This is a genomic window from Brevibacterium sp. CS2, assembly GCF_005280295.1.
GTDB classification, from domain to species: Bacteria; Actinomycetota; Actinomycetes; order Actinomycetales; family Brevibacteriaceae; genus Brevibacterium; species Brevibacterium pityocampae.
In genome coordinates, this window is record NZ_CP040020.1 from 1,711,590 (window position 1) to 1,735,479 (window position 23,890).

Genomic DNA, 23,890 nt, shown 5'->3' on the forward strand with positions numbered 1-23,890 from the left:
ACTGCATGGAAGGTGAAAGAGTCAGGGCTGACTGAATGCGACGTTCCCCCAGGTCGATGTTCTGACCTGGGGGAACTTTCGGTGCTCCTGGGTGAGCTGCGAGGTGTGCGTTCGTGCGCATCGGCGAACGAACGTCCGGTACACGACAGGGCGCCGGGCGTGCAGGGCGGTCCGACCGCGGTCGTGCCCGTGCCCCGGGCCGCGAAGCCGACGAGCCGAAGTCGCCGACGAGCCAAGGCCGCCGGCGAGCCCGGGCCGCGCAGCCGCCGGCTCAGGTGTGGGTGAAGCCCGGCTCGCGCTTCTCGACGAAGGCGGCCATGCCCTCGCTCTGATCGTTCGTCGCGAGCGAGGCGTGGAACAGCCGGCGCTCGTAGCGCAGCCCCTGCTCGAGCGTGGTCTCGAAGGCGACGTTGATCGCCTCCTTGACCATCGCCGAGGCGATCTGCGACTTCGCCGCGATCGTCGCGGCGATCTCCTTCGCCTCGTCGAGCAGCTGCTCGTGCTCGACGACGCGGGCGACGAGCCCGGAGCGCTCGGCCTCCTCGGCGCCGATCATGCGGCCGGTGAGGCACAGGTCCATCGCCTTGGCCTTGCCGATCGCACGGGTCAGTCGTTGGGAGCCGCCCATCCCGGGGAGCACCCCGAGGTTGATCTCGGGCTGGCCGAACTTCGCCTTGGTCGAGGCGACGAGGATGTCGCACATCATCGCGAGCTCGCAGCCGCCGCCGAGCGCGAAGCCGTTGACCGCGGCGATGATCGGCACCCGGACCTCGGACAGGCGGGTCCACCCGGCGAACCAATCGGCCTTGTACGCGGTCGCGAAGTCGAGGCTCTGCATCTCCTTGATGTCGGCTCCGGCGGCGAACGCGCGGTCCGCGCCGGTGATGATGATCGCCGACACCTCGGGATCGGCATCGAGCTGCGCGGCGGCCGCGGTGACGTCGGTGAGCACCTGCAGATTCAGCGCGTTGAGGGCCTTGGGGCGGTTGAGAGTGATGATGCCGTAGCCCTCACCCTTCTCCACGAGCACGGTGTCGAAATCGGTCATGGGAAGACCGTCCTCTCCTGTTCGGTGTCGAGAATAGCCCGGATCTCGTCCTCGGTGATCCCGGCCAGCGTGGGCGGGTCCCACTGCGGATTGCGGTCCTTGTCGATGACCTGGGCGCGGATGCCCTCGGTGAGGTCGGGCCGCCGGCCGATCTCCGAGGCGGCGCGGAGATCCCGTTCGAGGACCTCCTCGAGCTTCATGTCCTTCGCGGTGCGGATCATCTCGAAGGTCACCGCGAGCGAGCGCGGGGACTTCGTCCCGAGCAGCTCCGCCGTCTTCTGCGCGTCCTCGTTCGGGTGCTGCCGCAGCCGGTCGATGATCTCGACGACGGAGTCGGCGGAGAAGCACGCGGCGATCCACCCCTCGGCCACGGAGAGCTCGTTCTCGGGGGCCTCCTCGGCGAAGCGGGCGATGACCGTGTCGACGGCGAAGGCCTCGGCCTCGAGGGCCTCGACGAGCTCGGGGATCCGGTCGCGGTCGATGTACGTGTCCGCGAGGCCGTAGGCGATCGCCGCTCCGGGTCCGACCGGTTGGCCGGTCAGTCCCATGTACATCCCGACCTCGCTCGGGAGCTGCGCGAGCAGGTAGGTGCCGCCGACGTCGGGGAACAGCCCGATCCCGGTCTCCGGCATGCCCACCTTGGTGGTCTCGGTGACCAGCCGGTGCGAGCCGTGGACGGAGACGCCCACGCCGCCGCCCATGGTGATGCCGTCGAGGATCGCGACGTAGGGCTTCGGGTACTCGGCGATGAGGTGGTTCATCGCGTACTCGTCGGCCCAGAAGGTCATGTTGCCGGCGTTCGCGCCCTCCGTGAGGTCGCGATGGATCGCCTTGATGTCACCTCCCGCGCACAGTCCGCGCTCGCCGCGGCCGGTGATGAGCACCGCGGCCACCTGGGTGTCCGTGGCCCACTGCCGCAGCGCCCGGTCGATCGTCTGCACCATGTCGGTGGACAGGGCGTTGATCGCCTTGGGCTTGTTGAGTTCGATGCGACCGAGCGCACCGACTGTCCGAATGATGACTGTCGCCTCGTCATCGGGGGAGGTCGTCATTTATCCCACTCCTGTGCTCTTGCGGGAGATGATCACCCGCATGATCTCGTTCGTGCCTTCGAGGATCTGGTGGACCCGCAGATCGCGGACCAGCTTCTCGATTCCATACTCTGTCAGATATCCGTAGCCGCCGAACAGCTGCAGGGCGTCGTTGGCGACGTCGAACCCGGTGTCGGTCGCGGTGAGCTTCGCCATCGCGGACAGCAGCGAGGTGTTCGGATCGCCGGCGTCGTAGGCTGTGGCCGCGCGCCACAGCAGGGAGCGGGCGGACTCGAGGCGGGCCTGCATGTCGGCCAGCGTGAAGCGCAGCGCCTGGAACCCGGTGAGCTCGGTGCCGAAGGCCTGCCGCTCACCCATGTAGGTGATCGCCTTCTCGAGCGCGGACTGGCCGCCGCCGAGCGAGCAGGCGCCGATGTTGAGGCGGCCGCCGTCGAGGCCGGACATCGCGATCTTGAATCCCTGTCCCTCCTCGCCGATGAGGTTCTCCGCCGGCACACTGACGTTCTCCATGAACACCTGGCGGGTGGGCTGGGCGCGCCACCCCATCTTCTTCTCGTTGGCGCCGAAGGTCAGGCCCTCCATGCCCTTCTCGAGGACGAAGGTCGAGATCCCGCGCGCGCCCTCCTGCCCGGTCCGGGCCATGACGAGGTAGATCTCCGATTCGCCGGCGCCGGAGATGAACTGCTTGACGCCGTTGAGCACGTAGCGGTCGCCGTCGCGGCGGGCGGTGGTGCGCAGGGCGGCGGCATCGGAGCCGGCATTGGGCTCGGTCAGGCAGTAGCTGCCGAGCGCCTCGAACGAGGTCAGCGGCGTGAGCCACTTCTCCTGCTGCTCGGGAAACGCGTACTTGTCGAGCATCCAGGCGACCATGTTGTGGATCGAGATGTAGCTCGCCACGGAGGGGCAGGCGGTGGAGAGGGCTTCGAAGATCAGTGCGGCGTCCATCCGGCCCAGGCCGGAGCCGCCGTTCTCCTCGCGCACGTAGATCCCGCCCATCCCGAGCTCTGCGGTGCGCTTGATGACGTCGACGGGGAAGTGGTGCTCGGCGTCCCAGTCGAGGGCATGGGGGGCGATCTCGGCGTCGGCGAACTCCCGGCACATGCCGGCGAGCTCGATCTGGTCCTCGGTGAGCCCGAAGGTCAGGGCAGCTGCGGTGCTGCGTGCCATGGCGACTCCTTCCGTTCGGTGCGGCGGCCTGTTCGGTGTGGCGGCGATCACGGCCAGTCTAGACGCGAATACTTGGACGTCCAACTAATTCTGGATGGACCCTAGATGGCCCGAGGGGAGGGGGCGCGGGGAGCGGCAGTGCGGAGGGCGCCGGGCGCGGCCGCCGCGTGCCGGGCCCGGTCAGGCCTCGGGTTCGAGCCCGGCGCGCAGGGCGGCTAGGTCGCCGAGGAGGCGCTGCAGCGGCGCGGCCTCGAGGCCGGGGGAGTCGAACACCTCGGCGTTGAGCGCGGCGGTCGCCCGAGCCACGAGCGTGCGACCGGCCTCGGTGATCTCCACGAGGGTGGTCCGCCCGTCGGCGGGGTGCGGCCGCCGGGCGGCGAGGCCCGCTGCCTCGAGCCGGTCGACGGAGTTCGTCGTCGACGTGGCATGGACCTGCAGACGCTTGGTGATCTTGTTCATCGGCAGCGATCCGCGGCGGGTGAAGGAGAGGAGCGCGAGCACCTCGTACCGGGAGAAGGTCAGGGCGAACGGCTTGAGGGTGCGATCGACGCGGGCGAGGAGGAGCTGGTGGGCGCGCATGATGGAGGTCACCAGCGTCATGCCGTCGGCGGAATCGGACCAGCCGTGCGCGAGCCACTGCTTGCGCGACTCCTCGATGGGATCGAACTCCGCGCGCATCGACCGTCCCCTCACCTTCGTCGTCTCCGCCGTCCCGGCAGTCTTCGCTGTTCCGGTCGTCTCCGTCGAGCATCTCTCTCCGCTGCGTCGCTCGGCCGGATCCTTCGCCGCCGTCCAGTCTAGTGAAACACCCGGGGGTGCGATGATCGCGGTGCGCGGCTCCGGTGCGCAGCAGCGCCGGCGCAGGCCGGTCCAGGGTGAGGGGCCGGTGCACAGCAGTGCCCGCGCAGCCCGGTGTGGGGTGAGGAGCCGGTGCAGACCGGTGTGGGGTGAGAGGATGGCGCCATGTGCGGACGACTGAATATGCACCTCGATCCGACCGACCTCGTCGACGAGCTCGACATCGACACCGTGGGATATCGATTCGCTCCCCGGTACAACGTGCCGCCCGGTGCGGTCCTGCCCATCATCATCGACCGGCCGGCGGAGTCCGGTGAGCTCGTCCGCCGCCTCGAATCCGCGCGCTGGGGGCTCGTGCCGGGGTGGGCGAAGGAGGAGAAGATCGGCTTCCGGGCCTTCAACGCGCGGTCGGAGACGGTGGGGTCGAAGCCGATGTTCCGCTCCGCGTTCGCCCGCCAGCGCTGCGCAGTTCCCGTCGGGGGCTACTACGAATGGCAGACGGACGCATCGGGCGCCAAGACGCCCTGGCTCATGCAGGCCGCGGACGGCCCGCTCTTCATGGCCGGCCTCTTCGAGTTCCGCAAGCAGGTCTTCGCCGGCGCCGAGGCCGACGCGACTGCCGGCCCGGGATCCTCGGACCCGGCAGTGCAGGACGGCTGGCTGGTGTCGACGACGATCATCACCGCGCCGGCCGCCGGCCACCTCGCCGAGGTCCACGACCGGATGCCGGTGATGATCACCGCCGCAGACATCAACGCGTGGGCTGATCCGACAGCGGGCAAGGACGAGGCGCAGGAACTCCTCCGCACGCTCGTCGACGGCTTCGATCCGAACCGGGTCGAGCGCTACCGGGTGGATCGAGCCGTGGGGAACGTCCGGAACCAGTCCGCCGACCTCATGGCGCCCGTCGACGAGATGCGGGTCCCCTGAACGGGTGCGGGCCCCCGCTCGAGGCGCGGATCCGGGGCCGCGGGACACGCACCGCCGGCCGATTTGCATCGCCGGGCGGAGCTCGTCTAGAGTCATCTCTGTTGCTCGACGGAAACACCGAAGCGAGCGGGCCGGATCGGTCGGATACGAACCGATCACAGCGCCCCGCTTCCACTGGAACGGCAGAAGAGCAGCACCCGATGAAGTCTCTCGGCGGACATCCGCCGGCTGATGGAATGTGGCTCAGGTCACAGCAGATACGACTTGCGCAGCAGGTCGGCTCGGGTCTAGAGTAGGAACTCGGCCGCGCTGCGGAGAGCACAACGGAAACGTTGGGTGAACTGCGGACAGCGTCTGTTCTTTGAGAACTCAATAGCGTGTTTGTTTGTTTTTGTGATGCCAGTTTTTTTGTTGTAACTGGTTGATTGAAAATTTGGTGGAGAAATCATTTTCTCTGTCTTTTTCTTTTGGCTGGGATTGTATTTTTCTTATGGAGAGTTTGATCCTGGCTCAGGACGAACGCTGGCGGCGTGCTTAACACATGCAAGTCGAACGCTGAAGCCTGCAGCTTGCTGTGGGTGGATGAGTGGCGAACGGGTGAGTAACACGTGAGTAACCTGCCCCTGACTCTGGGATAAGCCCGGGAAACTGGGTCTAATACCGGATATGACCATTCTCCGCATGGAGTGGTGGTGGAAAGTTTTTCGGTTGGGGATGGGCTCGCGGCCTATCAGCTTGTTGGTGGGGTGATGGCCTACCAAGGCGACGACGGGTAGCCGGCCTGAGAGGGCGACCGGCCACACTGGGACTGAGACACGGCCCAGACTCCTACGGGAGGCAGCAGTGGGGAATATTGCACAATGGGGGAAACCCTGATGCAGCGACGCCGCGTGGGGGATGACGGCCTTCGGGTTGTAAACCTCTTTCAGTAGGGAAGAAGCCTTCGGGTGACGGTACCTGCAGAAGAAGTACCGGCTAACTACGTGCCAGCAGCCGCGGTAATACGTAGGGTACAAGCGTTGTCCGGAATTATTGGGCGTAAAGAGCTCGTAGGTGGTCTGTCACGTCTGCTGTGGAAACGCAAGGCTCAACCTTGCGCGTGCAGTGGGTACGGGCGGACTAGAGTGCAGTAGGGGAGTCTGGAATTCCTGGTGTAGCGGTGAAATGCGCAGATATCAGGAGGAACACCGGTGGCGAAGGCGGGACTCTGGGCTGTAACTGACGCTGAGGAGCGAAAGCATGGGGAGCGAACAGGATTAGATACCCTGGTAGTCCATGCCGTAAACGTTGGGCACTAGGTGTGGGGTCCATTCCACGGATTCCGCGCCGTAGCTAACGCATTAAGTGCCCCGCCTGGGGAGTACGGCCGCAAGGCTAAAACTCAAAGGAATTGACGGGGGCCCGCACAAGCGGCGGAGCATGCGGATTAATTCGATGCAACGCGAAGAACCTTACCAAGGCTTGACATACACCGGAATGTGCCAGAGATGGTTCAGCCCTTTGGGCTGGTGTACAGGTGGTGCATGGTTGTCGTCAGCTCGTGTCGTGAGATGTTGGGTTAAGTCCCGCAACGAGCGCAACCCTCGTTCTATGTTGCCAGCACGTGATGGTGGGAACTCATAGGAGACTGCCGGGGTCAACTCGGAGGAAGGTGGGGATGACGTCAAATCATCATGCCCTTTATGTCTTGGGCTTCACGCATGCTACAATGGTCGGTACAGAGGGTTGCGAAGCCGTGAGGCGGAGCGAATCCCAGAAAGCCGGTCTCAGTTCGGATCGTAGTCTGCAACTCGACTACGTGAAGTCGGAGTCGCTAGTAATCGCAGATCAGCAACGCTGCGGTGAATACGTTCCCGGGCCTTGTACACACCGCCCGTCAAGTCACGAAAGTCGGTAACACCCGAAGCCGGTGGCCTAACCCTTGTGGGGGGGAGCCGTCGAAGGTGGGACTGGTGATTGGGACTAAGTCGTAACAAGGTAGCCGTACCGGAAGGTGCGGCTGGATCACCTCCTTTCTAAGGAGCTAACACATTACGTGTTGCCACGCTCGGGCCGTTCGTGTCCGTGGTGGTTGCTCATGGGTGGAACATCACAAGAACTGCTCTCACTGGGGTCTTCGGATCCGGGTGGGGGTGCTTGCCGGCGGGTCGCACAGGGTGCGGTCCGGTTGGTGGGGGATGGGCACGCTGTTGGGTCCTGGGAGAACAGGCCCCCACATTTGTGGGTGGGTGTTTTTCTGTGGATGGCGGTCCTGCTGCCGGCATCAACCGTTCGGGTTGGTGTGTGGGGTGGGGTCTGCTGGTTGTTTGAGAATCGTATAGTGGACGCGAGCATCTGGACATCGCATACATGCCGTGGGTGTGTGTGGGGTGTTCTGTGTGATTTTGTTGTTGTGTTTCTTGTGTTATCCGACTCGGATGCTCCTGGTCATGCTGCGTGTCAGTGTGTGGGGGTGTGTGAGTGTTCAAGAGCGCATGGTGGATGCCTTGGCATCAGGAGCCGATGAAGGACGTTGTAACCTGCGATAAGCCTCGGGGAGTTGGTAAACGAACGGTGATCCGAGGGTGTCCGAATGGGGGAACCCCGCGACATGTCATGTGTCGTGACCCGCATCTGAATATATAGGGTGTGTGGGGGGAACGTGGGGAAGTGAAACATCTCAGTACCCACAGGAAGAGAAAATAAGAATGATTCCGTGAGTAGTGGCGAGCGAAAGCGGAAGAGCCTAAACCGTGTGTGTGTCAAGCGTGCAGGTGTTGCATGTGCGGTGTTGTGGGGCTATCCGTCTGAGGGCTGCATTCCTTGGGCATGGCTGTTGTGTGCGTAGTCGAACAGGTTGGGAAGCCTGACCGGAGTGGGTGAGAGTCCCGTAGACGAAACGTGTGCTGGTTGTGTGTGATGGTTCCCGAGTAGGACGGGACTCGTGTAATCCCGTGTGAATCTGCCAGGACCACCTGGTAAGGCTAAATACTCCCTGATGACCGATAGCGGATAGTACCGTGAGGGAATGGTGAAAAGTACCCCGGGAGGGGAGTGAAATAGTACCTGAAACCATGTGCTTACAAGCCGTCAGAGCCTTTCGGGGTGATGGCGTGCCTTTTGAAGAATGAGCCTGCGAGTTAGCGGTGCGTGGCGAGGTTAACCCTGGTGGGGTAGCCGTAGCGAAAGCGAGTCCGAAGAGGGCGTCCCAGTCGCGTGTCCTAGACCCGAAGCGGAGTGATCTAGCCATGGGCAGGGTGAAGCACGTGTAAGAGCGTGTGGAGGCCCGCACCCACTTCAGTTGAAAATGGAGGGGATGACCTGTGGTTAGGGGTGAAAGGCCAATCAAACTCTGTGATAGCTGGTTCTCCCCGAAATGCATTTAGGTGCAGCGTTGCGTGTTGCTTGCCGGAGGTAGAGCTACTGGATGGCTGATGGGCCCCACCGGGTTACTGACGTCAACCAAACTCCGAATGCCGGTAAGTGTAAGCGTGGCAGTGAGACTGCGGGGGATAAGCTTCGTAGTCGAGAGGGAAACAGCCCAGACCACCAACTAAGGCCCCTAAGCGTGTGCTCAGTGGGAAAGGATGTGGAGTTGCGAAGACAACCAGGAGGTTGGCTTAGAAGCAGCCACCCTTGAAAGAGTGCGTAATAGCTCACTGGTCAAGTGATTCCGCGCCGATAATGTAGCGGGGCTTAAGTACACCGCCGAAGTTGTGGCAATACCACGTGTGATGAGCCGCCGGCATGTCCGGTTGGTTGAGTTGTGGTATTGGGTAGGGGAGCGTCGTATGGCCGGTGAAGCTGCGGAGTGATCCAGTGGTGGAGGCTATACGAGTGAGAATGCAGGCATGAGTAGCGAAAGACGGGTGAGAAACCCGTCCGCCGGATGACCAAAGGGTTCCAGGGCTAGGCTAATCCGCCCTGGGTAAGTCGGGACCTAAGGCGAGGCCGACAGGCGTAGTCGATGGACAACGGGTTGATATTCCCGTACCGGCGAAGAACCGCCAATACCGAGGCATGTGATACTAACCAGCCGAGACTGTCTCCTGTCCTTCGGGACGGGTGTGCGGTCGAGGGTGGGACCTGAATGTGTAGTAGGTAAGCGTATTAACAGGTGTGACGCAGGAAGGTAGCCGGGCCGCGCGATGGTTGTCGTGGTCTAAGGTCGTAGGACGACAGGTAGGTAAATCCGTCTGTCATGTGTCTGAGAGCTGATGGGCACCCACATCTGGTGGGTGATCCGGTGATCCTATGCTGCCGAGAAAAGCATCGACGTGAGGTTCTAGCCGCCCGTACCCTATTACCGACTCAGGTGGTCAGGTAGAGAATACTAAGGCGATCGAGATAATCGTGGTTAAGGAACTCGGCAAAATGCCCCCGTAACTTCGGGAGAAGGGGGGCCATCCTGGTGAGGAAGATTTTCTCTTCTGAGCTGGTGGTGGCCGCAGAGACCAGGGAGAAGCGACTGTTTACTAAAAACACAGGTCCGTGCGAAGTTGTAAGACGATGTATACGGACTGACGCCTGCCCGGTGCTGGAAGGTTAAGAGGACCTGTTAGAACTTCGGTTCGAAGCGGAGAATTTAAGCCCCAGTAAACGGCGGTGGTAACTATAACCATCCTAAGGTAGCGAAATTCCTTGTCGGGTAAGTTCCGACCTGCACGAATGGCGTAACGACTTCTCCACTGTCTCAACCACGAACTCGGCGAAATTGCACTACGAGTAAAGATGCTCGTTACGCGCAGCAGGACGGAAAGACCCCGAGACCTTCACTACAGTTTGGTATTGGTGTTCGGTGTGGCTTGTGTAGGATAGGTGGGAGACTGTGAAGCATGCACGCCAGTGTGTGTGGAGTCATCGTTGAAATACCACTCTGGCCATAGTGGATTCCTTAACTTCGGACCCTGATCGGGTTCAGGGACAGTGCCTGATGGGTAGTTTAACTGGGGCGGTTGCCTCCCAAAGAGTAACGGAGGCGCCCAAAGGTTCCCTCAGCCTGGTTGGCAATCAGGTGTCGAGTGTAAGTGCACAAGGGAGCTTGACTGTGAGACGGACGTGTCGAGCAGGAGCGAAAGCTGGGACTAGTGACCCGGCCGTGGATTGTGGAATCGCGGTCGCTCAACGGATAAAAGGTACCTCGGGGATAACAGGCTGATCTTGCCCAAGAGTCCATATCGACGGCATGGTTTGGCACCTCGATGTCGGCTCGTCGCATCCTGGGGCTGTAGTCGGTCCCAAGGGTTGGGCTGTTCGCCCATTAAAGCGGTACGCGAGCTGGGTTTAGAACGTCGTGAGACAGTTCGGTCCCTATCCGCTGCGTGCGTAGGAAATTTGAGAAGGGCTGTCCTTAGTACGAGAGGACCGGGACGGACGAACCTCTGGTGTGCCAGTTGTACCGCCAGGTGCATGGCTGGTTGGCTACGTTCGGAAAGGATAACCGCTGAAAGCATCTAAGCGGGAAGCCTGCTTCAAGATGAGATTTCCATTGAGGCGCCCTACAGACTATGGGGTTGATAGGCCAGATGTGGAAGCGCAGCAATGCGTGGAGCTGACTGGTACTAATACGCCGATCACTCACCCACCACCCTTTTCCGGGTGTGTTCGGGTCGGGTAACACAAGCACACACAACACCGTGTTTGAATCCTCTTATGAGAGCACACGCCAACCGTCGGGTTGGTGAGTATGCTTCGCGTCCACTAGAACAATGACCATCCCGGCCGGCAGCGGTCCTGGGTGGTTCCGCAGGAACCGGACACGTGCGAGCGTGTTCGTCCCATGGTTTTGCGGTGGTCATAGCGGCAGGGAAACGCCCGGTCCCATTCCGAACCCGGAAGCTAAGCCTGCCAGCGCTGATGGTACTGCACTCGACAGGGTGTGGGAGAGTAAGTCACCGCCGCAATATTCTTCACGAGCGAAGGCCCCGAAACCCAGTGTTTCGGGGCCTTCGCCCATTCAACACCAAGCACACCCCGACCGATTGTCGTCGTCCCATCGTCAGGCACACCCACGCCCGGGTGTGCCTTCTCTCATTCACCCACAGGCACCACCCACCGACACGAGACCCCGGAACCGCGGGTTCCGGTGGCTGCCCTTCGTCGCCCCGGGTCGGCACCATCTTCGGTCCGCGAACCCTGCGGGTCCCGCCACCCATCACGTCCACTGGGTGCGGAGGCAGCTCCCGGTATTCGTGGCGTCTCCCTTGATGCTGCCGGCTCCCCGAATGTGCTCCGGTCCTGCTTCGCATCGCGGGCACCTCGACCCCGGATGCCGACGTCTCACCAAGATCCCTCGTTGCTGGCCGGCGAGTGCGCTACCCGGTGTCAGTGCGTTGTCTCTGCGGTTGAGGGCGCGTCCCGGGCTGCGGGTCGGTCGCGGGGCTTCCGGTGGGACACGGTGACCTTGCACAGATCGGCTGTTCCGCTCTCAGGAACCTTCGGATATTGACCTCTGGAGGGGCGGGAGTCTCGGGGGATGGGCCGCGTGATGGACCAACCGGTTGACCGCATATCATTGCACTCATGTCCTTGCATACCAGCCTTCAGCCGATCTTCGACACCGTCCTGCGGAGGAACCCCGGCGAGTCCGAGTTCCACCAGGCCGCGCACGAGGTTCTGCATTCCCTCGGCGCCGTCGTCGAGAAGCACCCCGAGTACCTCTCGCTCGCCGCGATCGAGCGCCTCTGCGAACCCGAGCGCCAGATCATCTTCCGGGTGCCCTGGGTCGACGACAGCGGCCAGGTGCAGATCAACCGTGCCTACCGTGTCGAGTTCAACTCCTCGCTCGGCCCCTACAAGGGCGGCATGCGCTTCCACCCGACGGTGAACTCCGGCATCATCAAGTTCCTCGGCTTCGAGCAGACCTTCAAGAACGCGCTCACCGGCATGCCGATCGGCGGCGGCAAGGGCGGCTCCGACTTCGACCCCAAGGGGCGCAGCGATCTCGAGATCATGCGCTTCTGCCAGTCGCTCATGACCGAGCTCTACCGGCACATCGGTGAGTACACCGACGTGCCGGCCGGCGACATCGGCGTGGGCGAGCGCGAGATCGGCTATCTGTTCGGCCAGTTCCGCCGCATCACCAATCGCTTCGAGGCCGGCGTGCTCACCGGCAAGGGGCTGGCCTACGGCGGATCGATGGTCCGCACCGAGGCCACCGGCTACGGTCTCGTGTTCTTCGTCCGCGAGATGCTCGCCGTCCGTGGCATCGACCTCGGCAGCAAGTCCGTCGTCGTCTCCGGCTCCGGCAACGTGGCGATCCACGCCGCGGAGAAGGCCCAGGCGCTCGGCGCCACGGTCATCGGCATGTCGGACTCCTCGGGCTACATCGAGGACCGCGAGGGCATCGACATCGCGCTCATGAAGCAGATCAAGCTCACCGACGGGCTGCGGATCTCCGAGTACGCGGAGCAGCGCTCGAGCGCCCGCTACGTCGAGGACGGCAACGTGTGGGAGATCAGCACCGACATCGCCCTGCCGTGCGCCACCCAGAACGAGCTCGACGAGGATTCGGCCCGGGCGCTCGTCGCCGGCGGCGTGGTCGCCGTGGCGGAGGGCGCGAACATGCCGTGCACCCCGGCCGCCGTGCGGATCTTCACCGAGGGCAACGTGCTGTTCGGCCCCGGTAAGGCCGCGAACGCCGGCGGCGTGGCCACGAGCGCCCTCGAGATGCAGCAGAACGCCTCGCGCGACAGCTGGGACTTCGCCTACACCGAGCACAAGCTCGACGAGATCATGTCCGGCATCCACGAGCGCTGCGCGGCCGCCGCCGAACAGTACGGCACCCCCGGCGACTACGTTGCCGGGGCGAACATCGCCGGCTTCGTCCGCGTCGCCGAGGCGATGCGGGCCCAGGGAGTCGTCTGAGCCGCGTACCGCCCGGCGTACCCCTCCCGCAGACCCCGTAGGTGGGGAACAGTGCGGAGCGATCGCGGCGACGCGGTCGGGCCCCGGGCCCCGGGAGCCCTAGGAGGAACCGGCGCGGGGCGCGAACGTCCCGTACCCCTCCCCGAACCGGATGAGCGGACGGCCGGTGCCCCGGGTGCCGGCCGTTCCGCATGTCCGGACCTCGCCGACGATGAGTGTGTGCGTGGCGACCTCCAGCCGCTGCGTCAGCGCGAGCTCGAACCACACCGGCGCCTCGGCGACGATCGGCAGCCCGCCGGGGGAGCGGAACGTCGGGACCGGGTCGAGGACGCCGTGGAGCGGCTGCCCGGGCTCGCCCAGCCACTGCGCCGTCCCCTTCTGCTGCGCGGACAGGACGCTGAGCGCCCAGGAGTCGGCGCGTTCGAGCGCCTCCATCATCCGCGAACCGCTGTACACGCTCACCGCCATCGTCGGCGGGTCCCATGACACGTCGAGGAACGAGTCGACGGTGATCGCCTGCGGCTTCCCGGCGCGCAGGCATGTGAGAACCGCGACACCCCGGGAGATCTCCGCGGCCAGACCTCGGTAGGCGTCGACGAACCCCGGGTCCCCGAGCGCCGCGGAACGGCCTGGTGGGCGCGCCTCCGGGGACGCCGGAGACGGGTCGACGGGTGCGGCGGGCGGGTGGTAGGCGGGCGTGGGGCGAGGGTCGTCGGACATGCACTCCAGTCTAGGAGTCCTAGAATGGGGGCATGTCCGAAACCATTCCGCAGTCCGGCGGCGCCGCCACGATCGAGCGCCAGGCCCAGGAGCAGCTCGTCGAGCCCGGCGACCACGAGCGCTTCTCCCACTACGCACCCAAGGCGAAGATCATGGAGTCCATGGTCACCGGCACCCCGCTCATCGCGCTGTGCGGCAAGGTGTGGGTGCCCACCCGTGACCCCGAGCGGTTCCCGGTGTGCCCCAAGTGCAAGGAGATCTTCGAGACGATGCCCGAAGGACCCCAGGAGTAGATGACGGGTCCGCAGAGGGTCCCGGGAACCTCAGCGGCAGAGCACCTGCCACCCGCATTCCCCGAACGCGCCGCGTGGGGAACCGCGGGCAAGCTGCGTGCCTGGCAGGCCGAGGCCCTGGAGCAGTACTTCCGCACCGAACCGCGCGACTTCCTCGCCGTCGCCACGCCCGGCGCCGGCAAGACGACGTTCGCCCTCCGGCTGGCCGCCGAGCTCCTCGCCCAGCAGAAGGTCGACCGGGTGACCGTCGTCGCGTCCACCGAGCACCTCAAGACGCAGTGGGCCGACGCCGCCGGGCGCGTGGGCATCCGGCTCGACCCGCACTTCAAGAACAGTCAGGGCCGCCACGGCGCCGGCTTCCACGGTGTGGCGGTGACCTACGCGCAGGTCGCGGCGAAGCCGGTGCTCCACCACAACCGGACCGCCGCCGCGCGCACCCTCGTCATCCTCGACGAGATCCACCACGCCGGCGACAGCCTGTCCTGGGGCGAGGCCATCCGGGAGGCCTTCGAGCCCGCCCGGCGCCGGCTCTCGCTCACCGGCACGCCCTTCCGCTCCGACACCTCGGCGATCCCGTTCGTCGAGTACGCGCCCGACGACGAGGGCATCCGCACCTCCCAGTCGGACTACTCCTACGGCTACGCCCGGGCGCTCAGCGACGGCGTGGTGCGCCCGGTGATCTTCATGACGTACTCCGGCCAGATGCGCTGGCGGACGAAGACCGGCGACGAGATGTCGGCGGTGCTCGGCGCCGAGGCGACGAAGGACATCCACGCCCAGGCCTGGCGCACCGCGCTCGACCCCAGGGGCGAATGGATCCCCGCCGTGCTCACCGCCGCGGACCGGCGCCTCACCGAGGTCCGCCGCACCGTCCCCGACGCCGGCGGACTCGTCATCGCCACCGATCAGGAGACCGCGCGCGCCTATGCGAAGCGCCTCACGGAGCTGACCGGGGAGCCGGTCACCGTCGTCCTGTCCGACGAGGCCGGAGCGAGCCGGCGGATCGAGGAGTTCCAGGACTCCGAGCGCCGCTGGATGGTCGCCGTGCGGATGGTGTCCGAGGGCGTCGACGTGCCGCGGCTCGCCGTCGGCGTGTACGCCACCTCCTCGTCGACCCCGCTGTTCTTCGCGCAGGCGATCGGCCGCTTCGTGCGCGCCCGGCGGCGTGGGGAGACCGCCTCGATCTTCCTCCCCAGCGTGCCGATCCTCCTCGCGCTGGCCAACCAGCTCGAGGCCGAGCGCGACCACGCGCTCGATCGGAAGCCGGACCCCGACGACGACGGCACGGTGACCTTCGACGACGAGGCACTCGAGCGCGCCAACCAGTCGGAGTCCGCCTCCGACGACCTGCTCGGGGCCTTCGAGGCCCTCGACGCACAGGCATCGTTCGATCGGGTGCTGTTCGACGGCGGCGAGTTCGGTGCCGGGGGAGCGGTCGGCTCGGACGACGAGCTCGACTTCATCGGCCTGCCCGGACTGCTCGAACCCGACCAGGTCACCGCGCTGCTGCGCACCCGCCAGGCAGAGCAGACGAAGCGCAAGACGAACGGGGCCGGCCCCGGGCCGGTCGCCGACACCGGCGACGAGCTCGAGCACCGCGCGCTCAAGGAGGAGCGGAACCAGCTGCAGAGCCTCGTCGGCGCCTGGGCGCGCCGTACGGGCAAGCCGCACGGCAAGATCCACGTCGAGCTCCGCGCCGCCTGCGGCGGGCCGGCGGTCGCGCAGGCGAGCCGCGCACAGATCCAGGCCCGGATCAAGAAGCTCCAGGCCTGGTTCGTCGGCCGCTCCTGAGCCGGCGGCTCAGCCGGAGTAGTACACCGTGGGGATCGCCGGCTCGCCGTCCTGCAGGCGATGCGCCGAGCGCGGCAGCTCGCCGACGGACTCCGCGTGCCGCACCTGCGCGCGGCGCACGCCCTCGGCCCCGGTGAACGCGTCGTCGATCTCCCCGTCGACGACGAGGTCGACGAGCAGCGCCCGGCCGTCGAAGTCCGCCGGGAGAGCGGGAACACCGATCGACTCCTCGGTCGCGATCGACCCGTCGTAGCTGCGCACCGCCTGCTTGATGCCGCCGTGCGAGGCCTTGGACTTCGACGCCTTCTCCACCGATACCCAGGTGCCTTCGGCTCCCTGGCGTGCGACGAGCTTGTAGACGAGACTCGCCGTCGGTGCGCCGGAGCCGGTGACCACGCGGGTGCCGACCCCGTAGGCGTCGACCGGGGCGGCCTGCAGCGCGGCGATCGCGTACTCGTCGAGATCGCTCGTCACGGTGATCTTGGTGTTCCGCGCCCCCCGCGCGTCGAGCTTCTCGCGCACCTCGTGGGCCTGGATCCCGAGGTCGCCGGAGTCGAGCCGCACCCCGCCGAGCTCCGGGCCGGCGATCTCGATCGCGGTGTCGAGCGCGGTGTCGACGTCGTAGGTGTCGAGGAGGAGGATCGTGTCCTTCCCGAGCGAGTCCACCTGGGCGGCGAAGGCCTGCCGCTCGGTGTCGTGGAGGAGGGTGAAGGAATGGGCCGAGGTGCCGATCGTGCGCAGGCCGTAGCGGCGCCCGGCCTCGAGGTTCGACGTCGAGGCGAAACCGGCGATGACGGCGGCGCGCGCGGCGGCGACGGCGGCGGCCTCATGGGTGCGGCGCGAGCCCATCTCCGCGCACGGCCGGTCCCCGGCGGCGCCGCTCATCCGGGAGGCCGCCGAGGCCACCGCGGTGTCGTAGTTGAGGGCGGACAGGATGAGGGTCTCGAGCACGACGCCCTCGGCGAAGCTCGATTCCACGGACAGCAGCGGCGATCCGGGGAAATAGACCTCGCCCTCGGCGTAGCCGCGGATCGTGCCGCTGAACCGGTAGTCGGCGAGCCAGTCGAGGGTGGGGGCGTCGACGACGCCCGTGCTGCGGAGGAAGTCGATCTCCTCACCCGTGAAGCGGAAGTCCCGGAGCATCTCGAGGATCCGACCGGTGCCGGCGACCACACCGTAGCGGCGACCGTGCGGCAGCCGTCTGCCGAACGCCTCGAACACGCTGCGTCGCTGCGCGGTGCCCGCGGCGAGCGCGGCCTGGAGCATGGTGAGCTCGTAGTGGTCGGTGAATAGCGCCGTCGACGGCGACGAGGGTGTGAGATCACTCATAAGGACGATCCTATTGCACACTTCCGGGCCGTCGAGCTGCGCGGGATCGCTTACAGTGGACGGGTGACATCCACCTCCGCGGGCTCCCAGGCCGTACTGGAACCTGAGGTCGAGGTCCGGACCGGGACCCGGCCGGAGACCCCCTGGGTGACCATCGTGTTCAACGATCCGGTCAATCTCATGAGCTATGTCACCTACGTCTTCCAGAGCTACTTCGGCTACTCCCGCCTCAAGTCGGAGAAGCTCATGTACGAGGTCCACGAGGACGGCCGCTCCGTCGTCGCCACCGGCTCCCGCGAGCAGATGGAGCGCGACACCGCGGCGATGCACGGGTTCGGCCTGTGGGCCGCCTGTCGCCGGGCCGACCAGGGAGACTCCTGAGTGAAGATCACCCCCGGACCCCGCGGCACCGCCCGCCTCGATCTCAGCAGCGCGGAGAAGAGCGTCTTCGTCTCCGTGTTCTCCGACACCGCCGCCCTGCTCGGCCATGACGAGGGACGGGACGCCGGTGAGCTCAGCGAGGCCGAGCAGCTCGCCCGGCTCGTCGGGATGGGCGGCGAGGTCGAGCGCCCCACCGACCCCGCACTCCTGCGGCTCCTGCCCGACGTCGACCCCGACGATCCCGAGCGCTCCGCGGAGTTCCGCCGCCTCACCGACCTCGACCTCCGCGAGTCCAAGCTCGCCAATCTCCGGATCGCCCTCCACTCGCTCGGGGCGAGCGGCCGCGTCGAGCTCGACGGTCCCGCGCAGCGCGCATGGCTGACCGCGCTCACCGATGTGCGGCTCGTCGTCGCGAGCCGGCTCGGTCTCGAGACCGACGCCGACCTCGAGGACCTCTACGCCCGCGAGGAGGAGCTGCCCGACAGCGAGGCGATGCTCGTCACCGTGTACGACTTCCTGACCTGGGCGCAGGAGCGCCTGGCCGGGATCCTGCTCGACTCCCTCACCCCACCCGAGAAAGAGGACCCCTGATGCGGCTCACCGCGATCGGCACCTCGGGCTCGTTCCCCGGACCCACCTCGGCGGCGAGCTGCTACCTCCTCGAAGCCGAGGCGGGCGGCCGCACGCACCGGATCCTGCTCGACCTCGGCAGCGGTGCGCTGGGCGCGCTCCAGGCCCACTGCTCTCCGGCCCAGATCGACGCCGTCGTCCTCACCCACCTCCACCCGGACCACTGCCTCGACGTCACCGGCCTCTACGTCCATCGCTGCTACGACCCCGATCACTTCTTCACCACCGGGGAACCCGGCGGCGGGCGCGCCCCGCTCCCGGTGTGGGGGCCGGCCGGCACCGAGCGGCGGCTCGCCGCGGCCTACCACACCGACCCGGGGCTGAGCCCGTGCGCCGAGCAGGCGCACGAGACCGACCTCACCACGGTGTTCGCCTTCCACGACATCACGCCCGGGGCCCGCTTCGAGGTGGGGCCCTTCGCGATCGAGTCCTTCCTCGTCGATCACCCGGTGGAGGCCTACGCCCTGCGGGTCACCGGGCCCGACGGCGGCGTGCTCACCTACTCCGGGGACTCCGACGAGTGCGAGGCGCTCGTCGCCGCCGCCCGGGACGCCGACGTGTTCCTGTGCGAGGCGGCGTTCCAGGAGGACCGCGACACGGTGCGCGGCATCCACCTCACGGGCCTGCGCGCCGGCCGGGTCGCGACCGCGGCCGCGGCACGGGCGCTCGTCCTCACCCACATCCCGCCGTGGACCGACACCGGGACCGTGCGCGCCGAAGCCGCGGCCGAATTCGCCGGCCCGATCGGCGTCGCCGCCCCCGGCGGCGCCTGGACCATCGACCCCATCCCGGCCGCCGGCCGGCCCACCTTCGAGGAGACCCGATGACACGACCCGACGGACGCGCAGTCGACGAGCTGCGCGAGGTGCGGATCACCCGCGGCTGGCTCGACCATGCGGAGGGGAGCGTGCTCGTCGAGTTCGGGCGCACCCGGGTGCTCTGCGCGGCTTCACTCACCGAGGGCGTGCCCCGCTGGCTCAAGGGCCAGGGACGCGGCTGGGTGACCGCTGAGTACGCGATGCTCCCGCGCGCCACGAACACCCGCAGCGCGCGCGAATCGATCAAGGGCAAGGTCGGCGGCCGGACGCACGAGATCTCCCGCCTCATCGGCCGCGCGCTGCGCGCGGTGGTCGACATGAAGGCGCTCGGGGAGAACACCCTGCAGCTCGACTGCGACGTGCTCCAGGCCGACGGCGGCACCCGCACCGCGGCGATCACCGGGGCCTACGTCGCGCTCGCCGATGCGATCTCCACCGGCCGCAGTCGCGGCTGGATCCCCGCCGCGGTCGACCCGCTCACCGACTCCGTCGCCGCGGTGAGCGTGGGGATCGTCGACGGCACCGCGGTCCTCGACCTGCCCTATGTCGAGGACTCCACCGCGCAGACCGACATGAACGTCGTGATGACCGGCTCCGGCGCCTTCGTCGAGGTGCAGGGCACCGCCGAGGGCGCGCCGTTCGACCGCACCGAGCTCGGCACCATGCTCGACCTCGCGACCACCGGCTGCGCCCGGCTCACCGAGATCCAGCGCACCGCGCTCGCCGCCCCGCTGGAGCGCTGATGACCCGGCGCTTCGTGCTCGCGACCCGCAACGAGAAGAAGCGGGTCGAGCTCTCCGCGATCCTGGGGCAGGCGCTGGGCGAGGACGTCGAGGTGCTCACCGCTGCCGACCTCGACCTGCCCGAGGTCGCCGAGACCGGCGTGACCTTCGAGGCCAACGCCCTGCTCAAGGCGCACTCGGCGGCCGCGGCCTCCGGGCTGCCGGCGATCGCCGACGACTCCGGGCTCGCCGTCGACGTGCTCGGCGGGGCGCCCGGGATCTTCTCCGCCCGCTGGGCCGGCCGCCACGGCGACGACGCCGCGAACCTCCGGCTGCTCCTCGACCAGCTCGCCGACGTGCCCGATGAGCACCGCGGCGCGGCCTTCGTCTGCGCCGCGGCCTACGTCGGACCCGACGGGGCGGAGCGGGTGCACCGGGGCCGGTTCACCGGCCGCCTCATCCGCTCGCCGCGCGGGGACAACGGCTTCGGCTACGACCCGATCTTCGTCCCCGAGGGCGAGGAGCGCACCGCCGCAGAGCTCACCGCGGCGGAGAAGAACGCCCGGTCCCACCGGTTCCTCGCTCTCACCGCTCTCGCCGCGGACCTCCCGCCGGCGCTGCGCTGAGGCTGCGCCGGCCGCCTGCCCACACCGTCGGGACGGCGGGCGTCGACTGTCCGCACGGCGAGCGCCGGCGGCGGCCCGACATTCTGCGATCACCCTGCTGACCAGGACGTGATCTCCGCTACACTGTGATCCAGACTGGCCGAACGATCGTTCGGCACTCGGGTGCGCCCGGCAGCGGCGGCATCGCCGCGGGCACAGTGAGAATGAGGAGATCCATGGGACATCGTCGCGTTATTCGAACCCTGGCGGCCGCCGCCGCGATCGCGCTCACCGCGAGCGCATGCAGCGCCGGCGCGAGCAGCACGAGTGAGGGCGAGGGCGGCGAGTCCCGCACCGACATGGTCGTCGCGCACACCGCGGAGCCGGTCAACCTCGACTTCACCACGACAGCCGGTGCCGCCATCCCGCAGGCGCTCATGGAGAACGTCTACGAATCGCTCGTGCGGATCGACCAGTCCGGTGAGCTCCAGCCCGCGCTCGCGACGAGCTGGGAGGTCAGCGAGGACCGGACCGAGTACACCTTCGACCTGCAGGACGGGGTGACGTTCTCCAACGGGGACGAGTTCACCTCCTCCGACGTCAAGTTCTCGTACGAGCGCGTGAAGTCCGACGCCTGGCAGAACCAGCTCAAGACGAAGATGGACATCGTCGAGAGCATCGAGACGCCCGACGACTCCACCGTGACGATCACGCTCACCCAGCCCTCGAACCGCTGGCTGTTCGACCTCGCCTCGCTCGTCGGTGCGGTGTTCAGCGAGGACGCCGTCAACGACCTCGCGAACCAGGCCGTCGGCACCGGACCCTTCGAGGTCTCGGCCTTCACCCGCGGCCAGGAGATCGTGTTCGACGCCCGCGACGACTACTGGGGCGAGGCCCCGGCGCTCGAGGAGGTCACCTTCAAATACTTCCGCGACTCCGTCGCCGCGACGAATGCGCTGCGCTCGGGGGAGGTCGACGTCATCGGCAACCTCCAGGCCCCCGAGCTCGCCGGCGAGCTCGAGTCCACCGAGTTCCAGGTCATCGAGGGGACCTCGAACGGCGAGGTCGTGCTCTCGATGAACAACGCCGACGGCGTGTTCGCCGACCAGAAGGCGCGCGAGGCGGTCCTCTACGCGATCGACGAGCAGACGATCCTCGACACCGCCTGGGGCGGCTACGGCACGCTCATCGGCGGCATGGTGCCGCCCACCGACCCCTACTACGAGGACCTCACCGGGGTGTGGGAGCACGACGTGGAGAAGGCCCAGGAGCTCGTCGAGGAGGCCGGGATCGCCGGCGAGGAGATCCGCTTCGCGGTGCCCAACCTCCCGTACGCCACCGCGATCGGCGACATCGTCGTGTCCCAGCTCGAGGAGGCCGGTCTGTCGGCGACGATCGAGTCCCAGGAGTTCCCGGCGGTGTGGCTCGACCGGACCTTCACCAACCACGACTACGACATGTCGGTGATCAACCACGTCGAGGCACGCGACATCCTCACCGTGTTCGGCGAGGGGTCCTACACCGGCTACGACCACACCCGGATCGACGAGCTCGCCGCGCAGGCCGATGCCGGCACCGAGGAGGAGTACGTCGAGGGCATGAAGGAGGTCGCCCGGACGATCACCGAGGACGCCGGAGCCGGCTTCGCCTTCCTCTTCCCCAACCTCATCGTCGCCGACCCCGCGGTGCAGGGCCTGCCGGAGAACTGGGTGTCCGACGCGTTCCCGATCGCCACGCTCTCGTGGAGCTGACGGCGGGATCCTGACACCGATGCTGCGCTATGTCCTCGTCCGGGTGCTCCAGTTCCTCCTCACCGCCTGGATCGCCTCGATCATCGTGTTCGCCCTCATGCAGGTGCTGCCCGGCAACGCCGCGCAGGTGGCGCTCGGCACGAACGCCACACCCGAGGCGGTCGCCCGGCTCGAGGCCGAGTACGGGCTCGACCGCCCCCTCGTCGTCCAGTACCTCGACTGGATCGGCGGGGTCGTCATCGGCGACTTCGGCCGCTCCTACGTCACCGAGGCCGACATCACCCCGGTGATCTCGGACTCGATCCAGGTCACGCTCATCGTCGTCATCGCCTCGATGGCGCTCGCGCTGCTCATCGCGGTGCCGCTCGGCACCGCCGCCGCGGTGTTCCACAACCGTGCCGCCGGCGTGGCGATCTCCGGCGCCTCGCAGGTGGGCATCGCGATCCCGAACTTCCTCGCCGCGATCATCCTGGTGATGATCTTCTCGCTCGGCCTCGGCTGGTTCCCGTCGAGCGGCTGGCGGGCCCCGATCGAGGGGATCGGGGAGTTCCTCGAGCGGCTCGTCCTGCCCGTCACCGCGCTCGCGCTCGTGCAGGCCGCGATCCTCACCCGCTACGTGCGCTCGGCCGTGCTCGAGGTCATGCGCGAGGACTTCCTCCGCACCGCCCGCGCCAAGGGGCTCACCGCCGGCCGCGCGCTCGTCAAGCACGGCCTGCGCAACGCCGCGATCCCGGTCGTCACCGTCGCCGGCGTGCAGCTGGCCACGCTGCTCATCGGCGCCGTCGTCATCGAACAGGTGTTCGTGCTGCCGGGGATGGGCTCCGAGCTCGTCCGCGCCGTGTCCAACCGCGACCTCCTCACGGTGCAGGGCATCGTCATGGTGCTCGTCGTCCTCGTCCTGCTCCTCAACCTCATCGTCGATCTCCTCTACAGCGTGCTCGACCCGCGTGTCAGGAGGGCCGCATGACCCCCGAACCGCAGCACCCGGACCCCGCCGCTCCCGAACCGTCGGCGGCGGCGCGCACCGCTCCCGCCGCGACGGCCGGGTCAGCTCCGCGCAGTCCGATCCCGAACGGGAACGACCCTCGCAGCACCGACCAGCACGGCGCGGACCAGCACCGCACGGCCCCGGACGGCACCGACCCGGACAGCACCGATCCGACCGGCCCGGCGGCGCCCGCCCGGCAGCGGGTCGGCTGGAACGCCTCGCTCGTCATCGGGGTGGTGCTCGTCGGGATCGTCGTCCTCATGGCGCTCGTGTCCTACCTGTGGACCCCGTACGACCCGACGCAGGCCGTCCCGGACGACCGCCTGCAGGGGATGACGGGGGACCACTGGTTCGGCACCGACCGGTACGGCCGCGACACCTTCACCTGGATCATGTACGGCTCCCGGATCACCCTGCTCGTGGGCATCGTGTCCGTCGCGATCGCGATGCTCATCGGCGTACCGCTGGGCATCATCGCCGGGATGACGAACAGCGGGATCCTCTCCGGGCTCATCATGCGCGGCAACGACCTCCTGCTCGCGTTCCCGGCGCTCCTGCTCGCGATCGTGTTCTCCGCGGTCTACGGGCCGGGCACGGGACCGGCGATGGTGGCGCTCGGCATCGCCTCGATCCCGGGGTTCGCCCGCGTCGCCCGCTCGGGCACGATGCAGGTGATGAGCACCGAGTACGTCATGGCCGCGCGCGCTGCGAACCGGCGTGCGCCGGCGATCGCCGCGCGCCACGTGCTGCCGAACATCGCCGGGATGGTCGTCGTCCAGGGCTCGGTCGCGTTCGCGCTCGCCGTGCTCGCCGAGGCCGGCCTGTCGTTCCTGGGCCTCGGCACCCAGGCACCCACCCCGTCCTGGGGCCGGATGCTCCAGGAGTCCCAGCAGTTCCTCGGCACCCGGCCGGAGCTCGCACTGTTCCCCGGCCTGTTCATCGCGATCGCCGTGCTCGGCTTCAACCTGCTGGGCGACGGACTGCGCGACCGGATGGACCCCAAGCTCCGAGGACGGGAGTGA

The 23,890-nt window shown here is 67.2% G+C and carries 18 protein-coding genes and 3 rRNA genes; 15 read left to right on the plus strand and 6 right to left on the minus strand.

Going from position 1 to position 23,890, the window contains the following annotated elements; genetic code table 11:
* Positions 1 to 271: 271 nt before the first annotated feature.
* The 4 genes from FDF13_RS07580 to FDF13_RS07595 all read right to left on the minus strand — a co-directional run bounded on the left by FDF13_RS07580 (position 272) and on the right by FDF13_RS07595 (position 3,945).
* Positions 272 to 1,048: an enoyl-CoA hydratase gene (locus FDF13_RS07580; protein ID WP_137319116.1), complete on the minus strand. Its 777-nt coding sequence runs from the start codon at positions 1,046 to 1,048 to the stop codon at positions 272 to 274.
* The gene (locus FDF13_RS07585) at positions 1,045 to 2,100 is read right to left on the minus strand and encodes an enoyl-CoA hydratase/isomerase family protein (RefSeq protein WP_137319117.1); all 1,056 of its coding nucleotides are present in this window, start codon (positions 2,098 to 2,100) and stop codon (positions 1,045 to 1,047) included. The genes FDF13_RS07580 and FDF13_RS07585 overlap by 4 nt, the downstream gene beginning before the upstream one ends.
* The gene (locus FDF13_RS07590; RefSeq protein WP_137319118.1) at positions 2,101 to 3,267 is read right to left on the minus strand and encodes an acyl-CoA dehydrogenase family protein; all 1,167 of its coding nucleotides are present in this window, start codon (positions 3,265 to 3,267) and stop codon (positions 2,101 to 2,103) included.
* 180 nt (positions 3,268 to 3,447) lie between these two features.
* Entirely contained in the window at positions 3,448 to 3,945 is a 498-nt protein-coding gene (locus FDF13_RS07595; protein WP_137319119.1) for a MarR family winged helix-turn-helix transcriptional regulator, read from the minus strand.
* Between the two features lie 285 nt (positions 3,946 to 4,230).
* Here FDF13_RS07595 and FDF13_RS07600 point away from each other — a divergent pair, with 285 nt between their 5' ends.
* From FDF13_RS07600 to gdhA, 5 genes are all read left to right on the plus strand, one after another.
* A complete protein-coding gene (locus FDF13_RS07600; protein WP_137319120.1) occupies positions 4,231 to 4,995 on the plus strand; it encodes an SOS response-associated peptidase in 765 nt (254 codons plus the stop codon).
* A gap of 487 nt (positions 4,996 to 5,482) precedes the next feature.
* Positions 5,483 to 7,010: ribosomal RNA gene (locus tag FDF13_RS07605) — 16S ribosomal RNA — on the plus strand.
* 439 nt (positions 7,011 to 7,449) lie between these two features.
* Positions 7,450 to 10,559, plus strand: a 23S ribosomal RNA gene (locus tag FDF13_RS07610).
* A 201-nt stretch (positions 10,560 to 10,760) separates the two neighbouring features.
* Positions 10,761 to 10,877 (plus strand): 5S ribosomal RNA (gene rrf / locus FDF13_RS07615).
* The 16S, 23S and 5S rRNA genes sit together here, the layout of an rRNA operon.
* A gap of 619 nt (positions 10,878 to 11,496) precedes the next feature.
* Complete coding sequence (gdhA, locus tag FDF13_RS07620; protein ID WP_175406908.1) at positions 11,497 to 12,840, plus strand: NADP-specific glutamate dehydrogenase; 1,344 nt, start codon at positions 11,497 to 11,499, stop codon at positions 12,838 to 12,840.
* A gap of 99 nt (positions 12,841 to 12,939) precedes the next feature.
* Here the strand turns inward: gdhA and FDF13_RS07625 are convergent, their stop codons facing one another.
* The gene (locus FDF13_RS07625) at positions 12,940 to 13,560 is read right to left on the minus strand and encodes a flavin reductase family protein (RefSeq protein WP_137319121.1); all 621 of its coding nucleotides are present in this window, start codon (positions 13,558 to 13,560) and stop codon (positions 12,940 to 12,942) included.
* A gap of 32 nt (positions 13,561 to 13,592) precedes the next feature.
* On the opposite strand from FDF13_RS07625, the gene FDF13_RS07630 reads away from it, so the two are divergent.
* Both FDF13_RS07630 and FDF13_RS07635 read left to right on the plus strand, forming a co-directional pair.
* Complete coding sequence (locus FDF13_RS07630; protein WP_137319122.1) at positions 13,593 to 13,853, plus strand: DUF3039 domain-containing protein; 261 nt, start codon at positions 13,593 to 13,595, stop codon at positions 13,851 to 13,853.
* A complete protein-coding gene (locus tag FDF13_RS07635) occupies positions 13,854 to 15,644 on the plus strand; it encodes a DEAD/DEAH box helicase (protein ID WP_137319123.1) in 1,791 nt (596 codons plus the stop codon).
* Positions 15,645 to 15,653: 9 nt separating this feature from the next.
* On the opposite strand, the gene FDF13_RS07640 is transcribed toward FDF13_RS07635, so the two are convergent.
* The gene (locus tag FDF13_RS07640; protein WP_137319124.1) at positions 15,654 to 16,973 is read right to left on the minus strand and encodes a nicotinate phosphoribosyltransferase; all 1,320 of its coding nucleotides are present in this window, start codon (positions 16,971 to 16,973) and stop codon (positions 15,654 to 15,656) included.
* A 96-nt stretch (positions 16,974 to 17,069) separates the two neighbouring features.
* Here FDF13_RS07640 and clpS point away from each other — a divergent pair, with 96 nt between their 5' ends.
* The 8 genes from clpS (at position 17,070) to FDF13_RS07680 (ending at position 23,890) form a co-directional block, all read left to right on the plus strand.
* A complete protein-coding gene (clpS, locus tag FDF13_RS07645; RefSeq protein WP_247618848.1) occupies positions 17,070 to 17,354 on the plus strand; it encodes an ATP-dependent Clp protease adapter ClpS in 285 nt (94 codons plus the stop codon).
* Entirely contained in the window at positions 17,355 to 17,945 is a 591-nt protein-coding gene (locus FDF13_RS07650) for a DUF2017 domain-containing protein (RefSeq protein ID WP_137319126.1), read from the plus strand.
* A complete protein-coding gene (locus FDF13_RS07655) occupies positions 17,945 to 18,811 on the plus strand; it encodes an MBL fold metallo-hydrolase (RefSeq protein WP_137319127.1) in 867 nt (288 codons plus the stop codon). The genes FDF13_RS07650 and FDF13_RS07655 overlap by 1 nt, the downstream gene beginning before the upstream one ends.
* A complete protein-coding gene (rph, locus tag FDF13_RS07660) occupies positions 18,808 to 19,545 on the plus strand; it encodes a ribonuclease PH (protein ID WP_137319128.1) in 738 nt (245 codons plus the stop codon). The genes FDF13_RS07655 and rph overlap by 4 nt, the downstream gene beginning before the upstream one ends.
* A complete protein-coding gene (gene rdgB / locus FDF13_RS07665) occupies positions 19,545 to 20,150 on the plus strand; it encodes an RdgB/HAM1 family non-canonical purine NTP pyrophosphatase (RefSeq protein WP_175406909.1) in 606 nt (201 codons plus the stop codon). The genes rph and rdgB overlap by 1 nt, the downstream gene beginning before the upstream one ends.
* Positions 20,151 to 20,365: 215 nt before the next feature.
* A complete protein-coding gene (locus tag FDF13_RS07670; RefSeq protein WP_254668735.1) occupies positions 20,366 to 21,880 on the plus strand; it encodes an ABC transporter substrate-binding protein in 1,515 nt (504 codons plus the stop codon).
* 19 nt (positions 21,881 to 21,899) lie between these two features.
* Complete coding sequence (locus tag FDF13_RS07675) at positions 21,900 to 22,847, plus strand: ABC transporter permease (RefSeq protein WP_137319131.1); 948 nt, start codon at positions 21,900 to 21,902, stop codon at positions 22,845 to 22,847.
* Complete coding sequence (locus tag FDF13_RS07680; RefSeq protein WP_137319132.1) at positions 22,844 to 23,890, plus strand: ABC transporter permease; 1,047 nt, start codon at positions 22,844 to 22,846, stop codon at positions 23,888 to 23,890. Before FDF13_RS07675 ends, FDF13_RS07680 begins: the two co-directional genes overlap by 4 nt.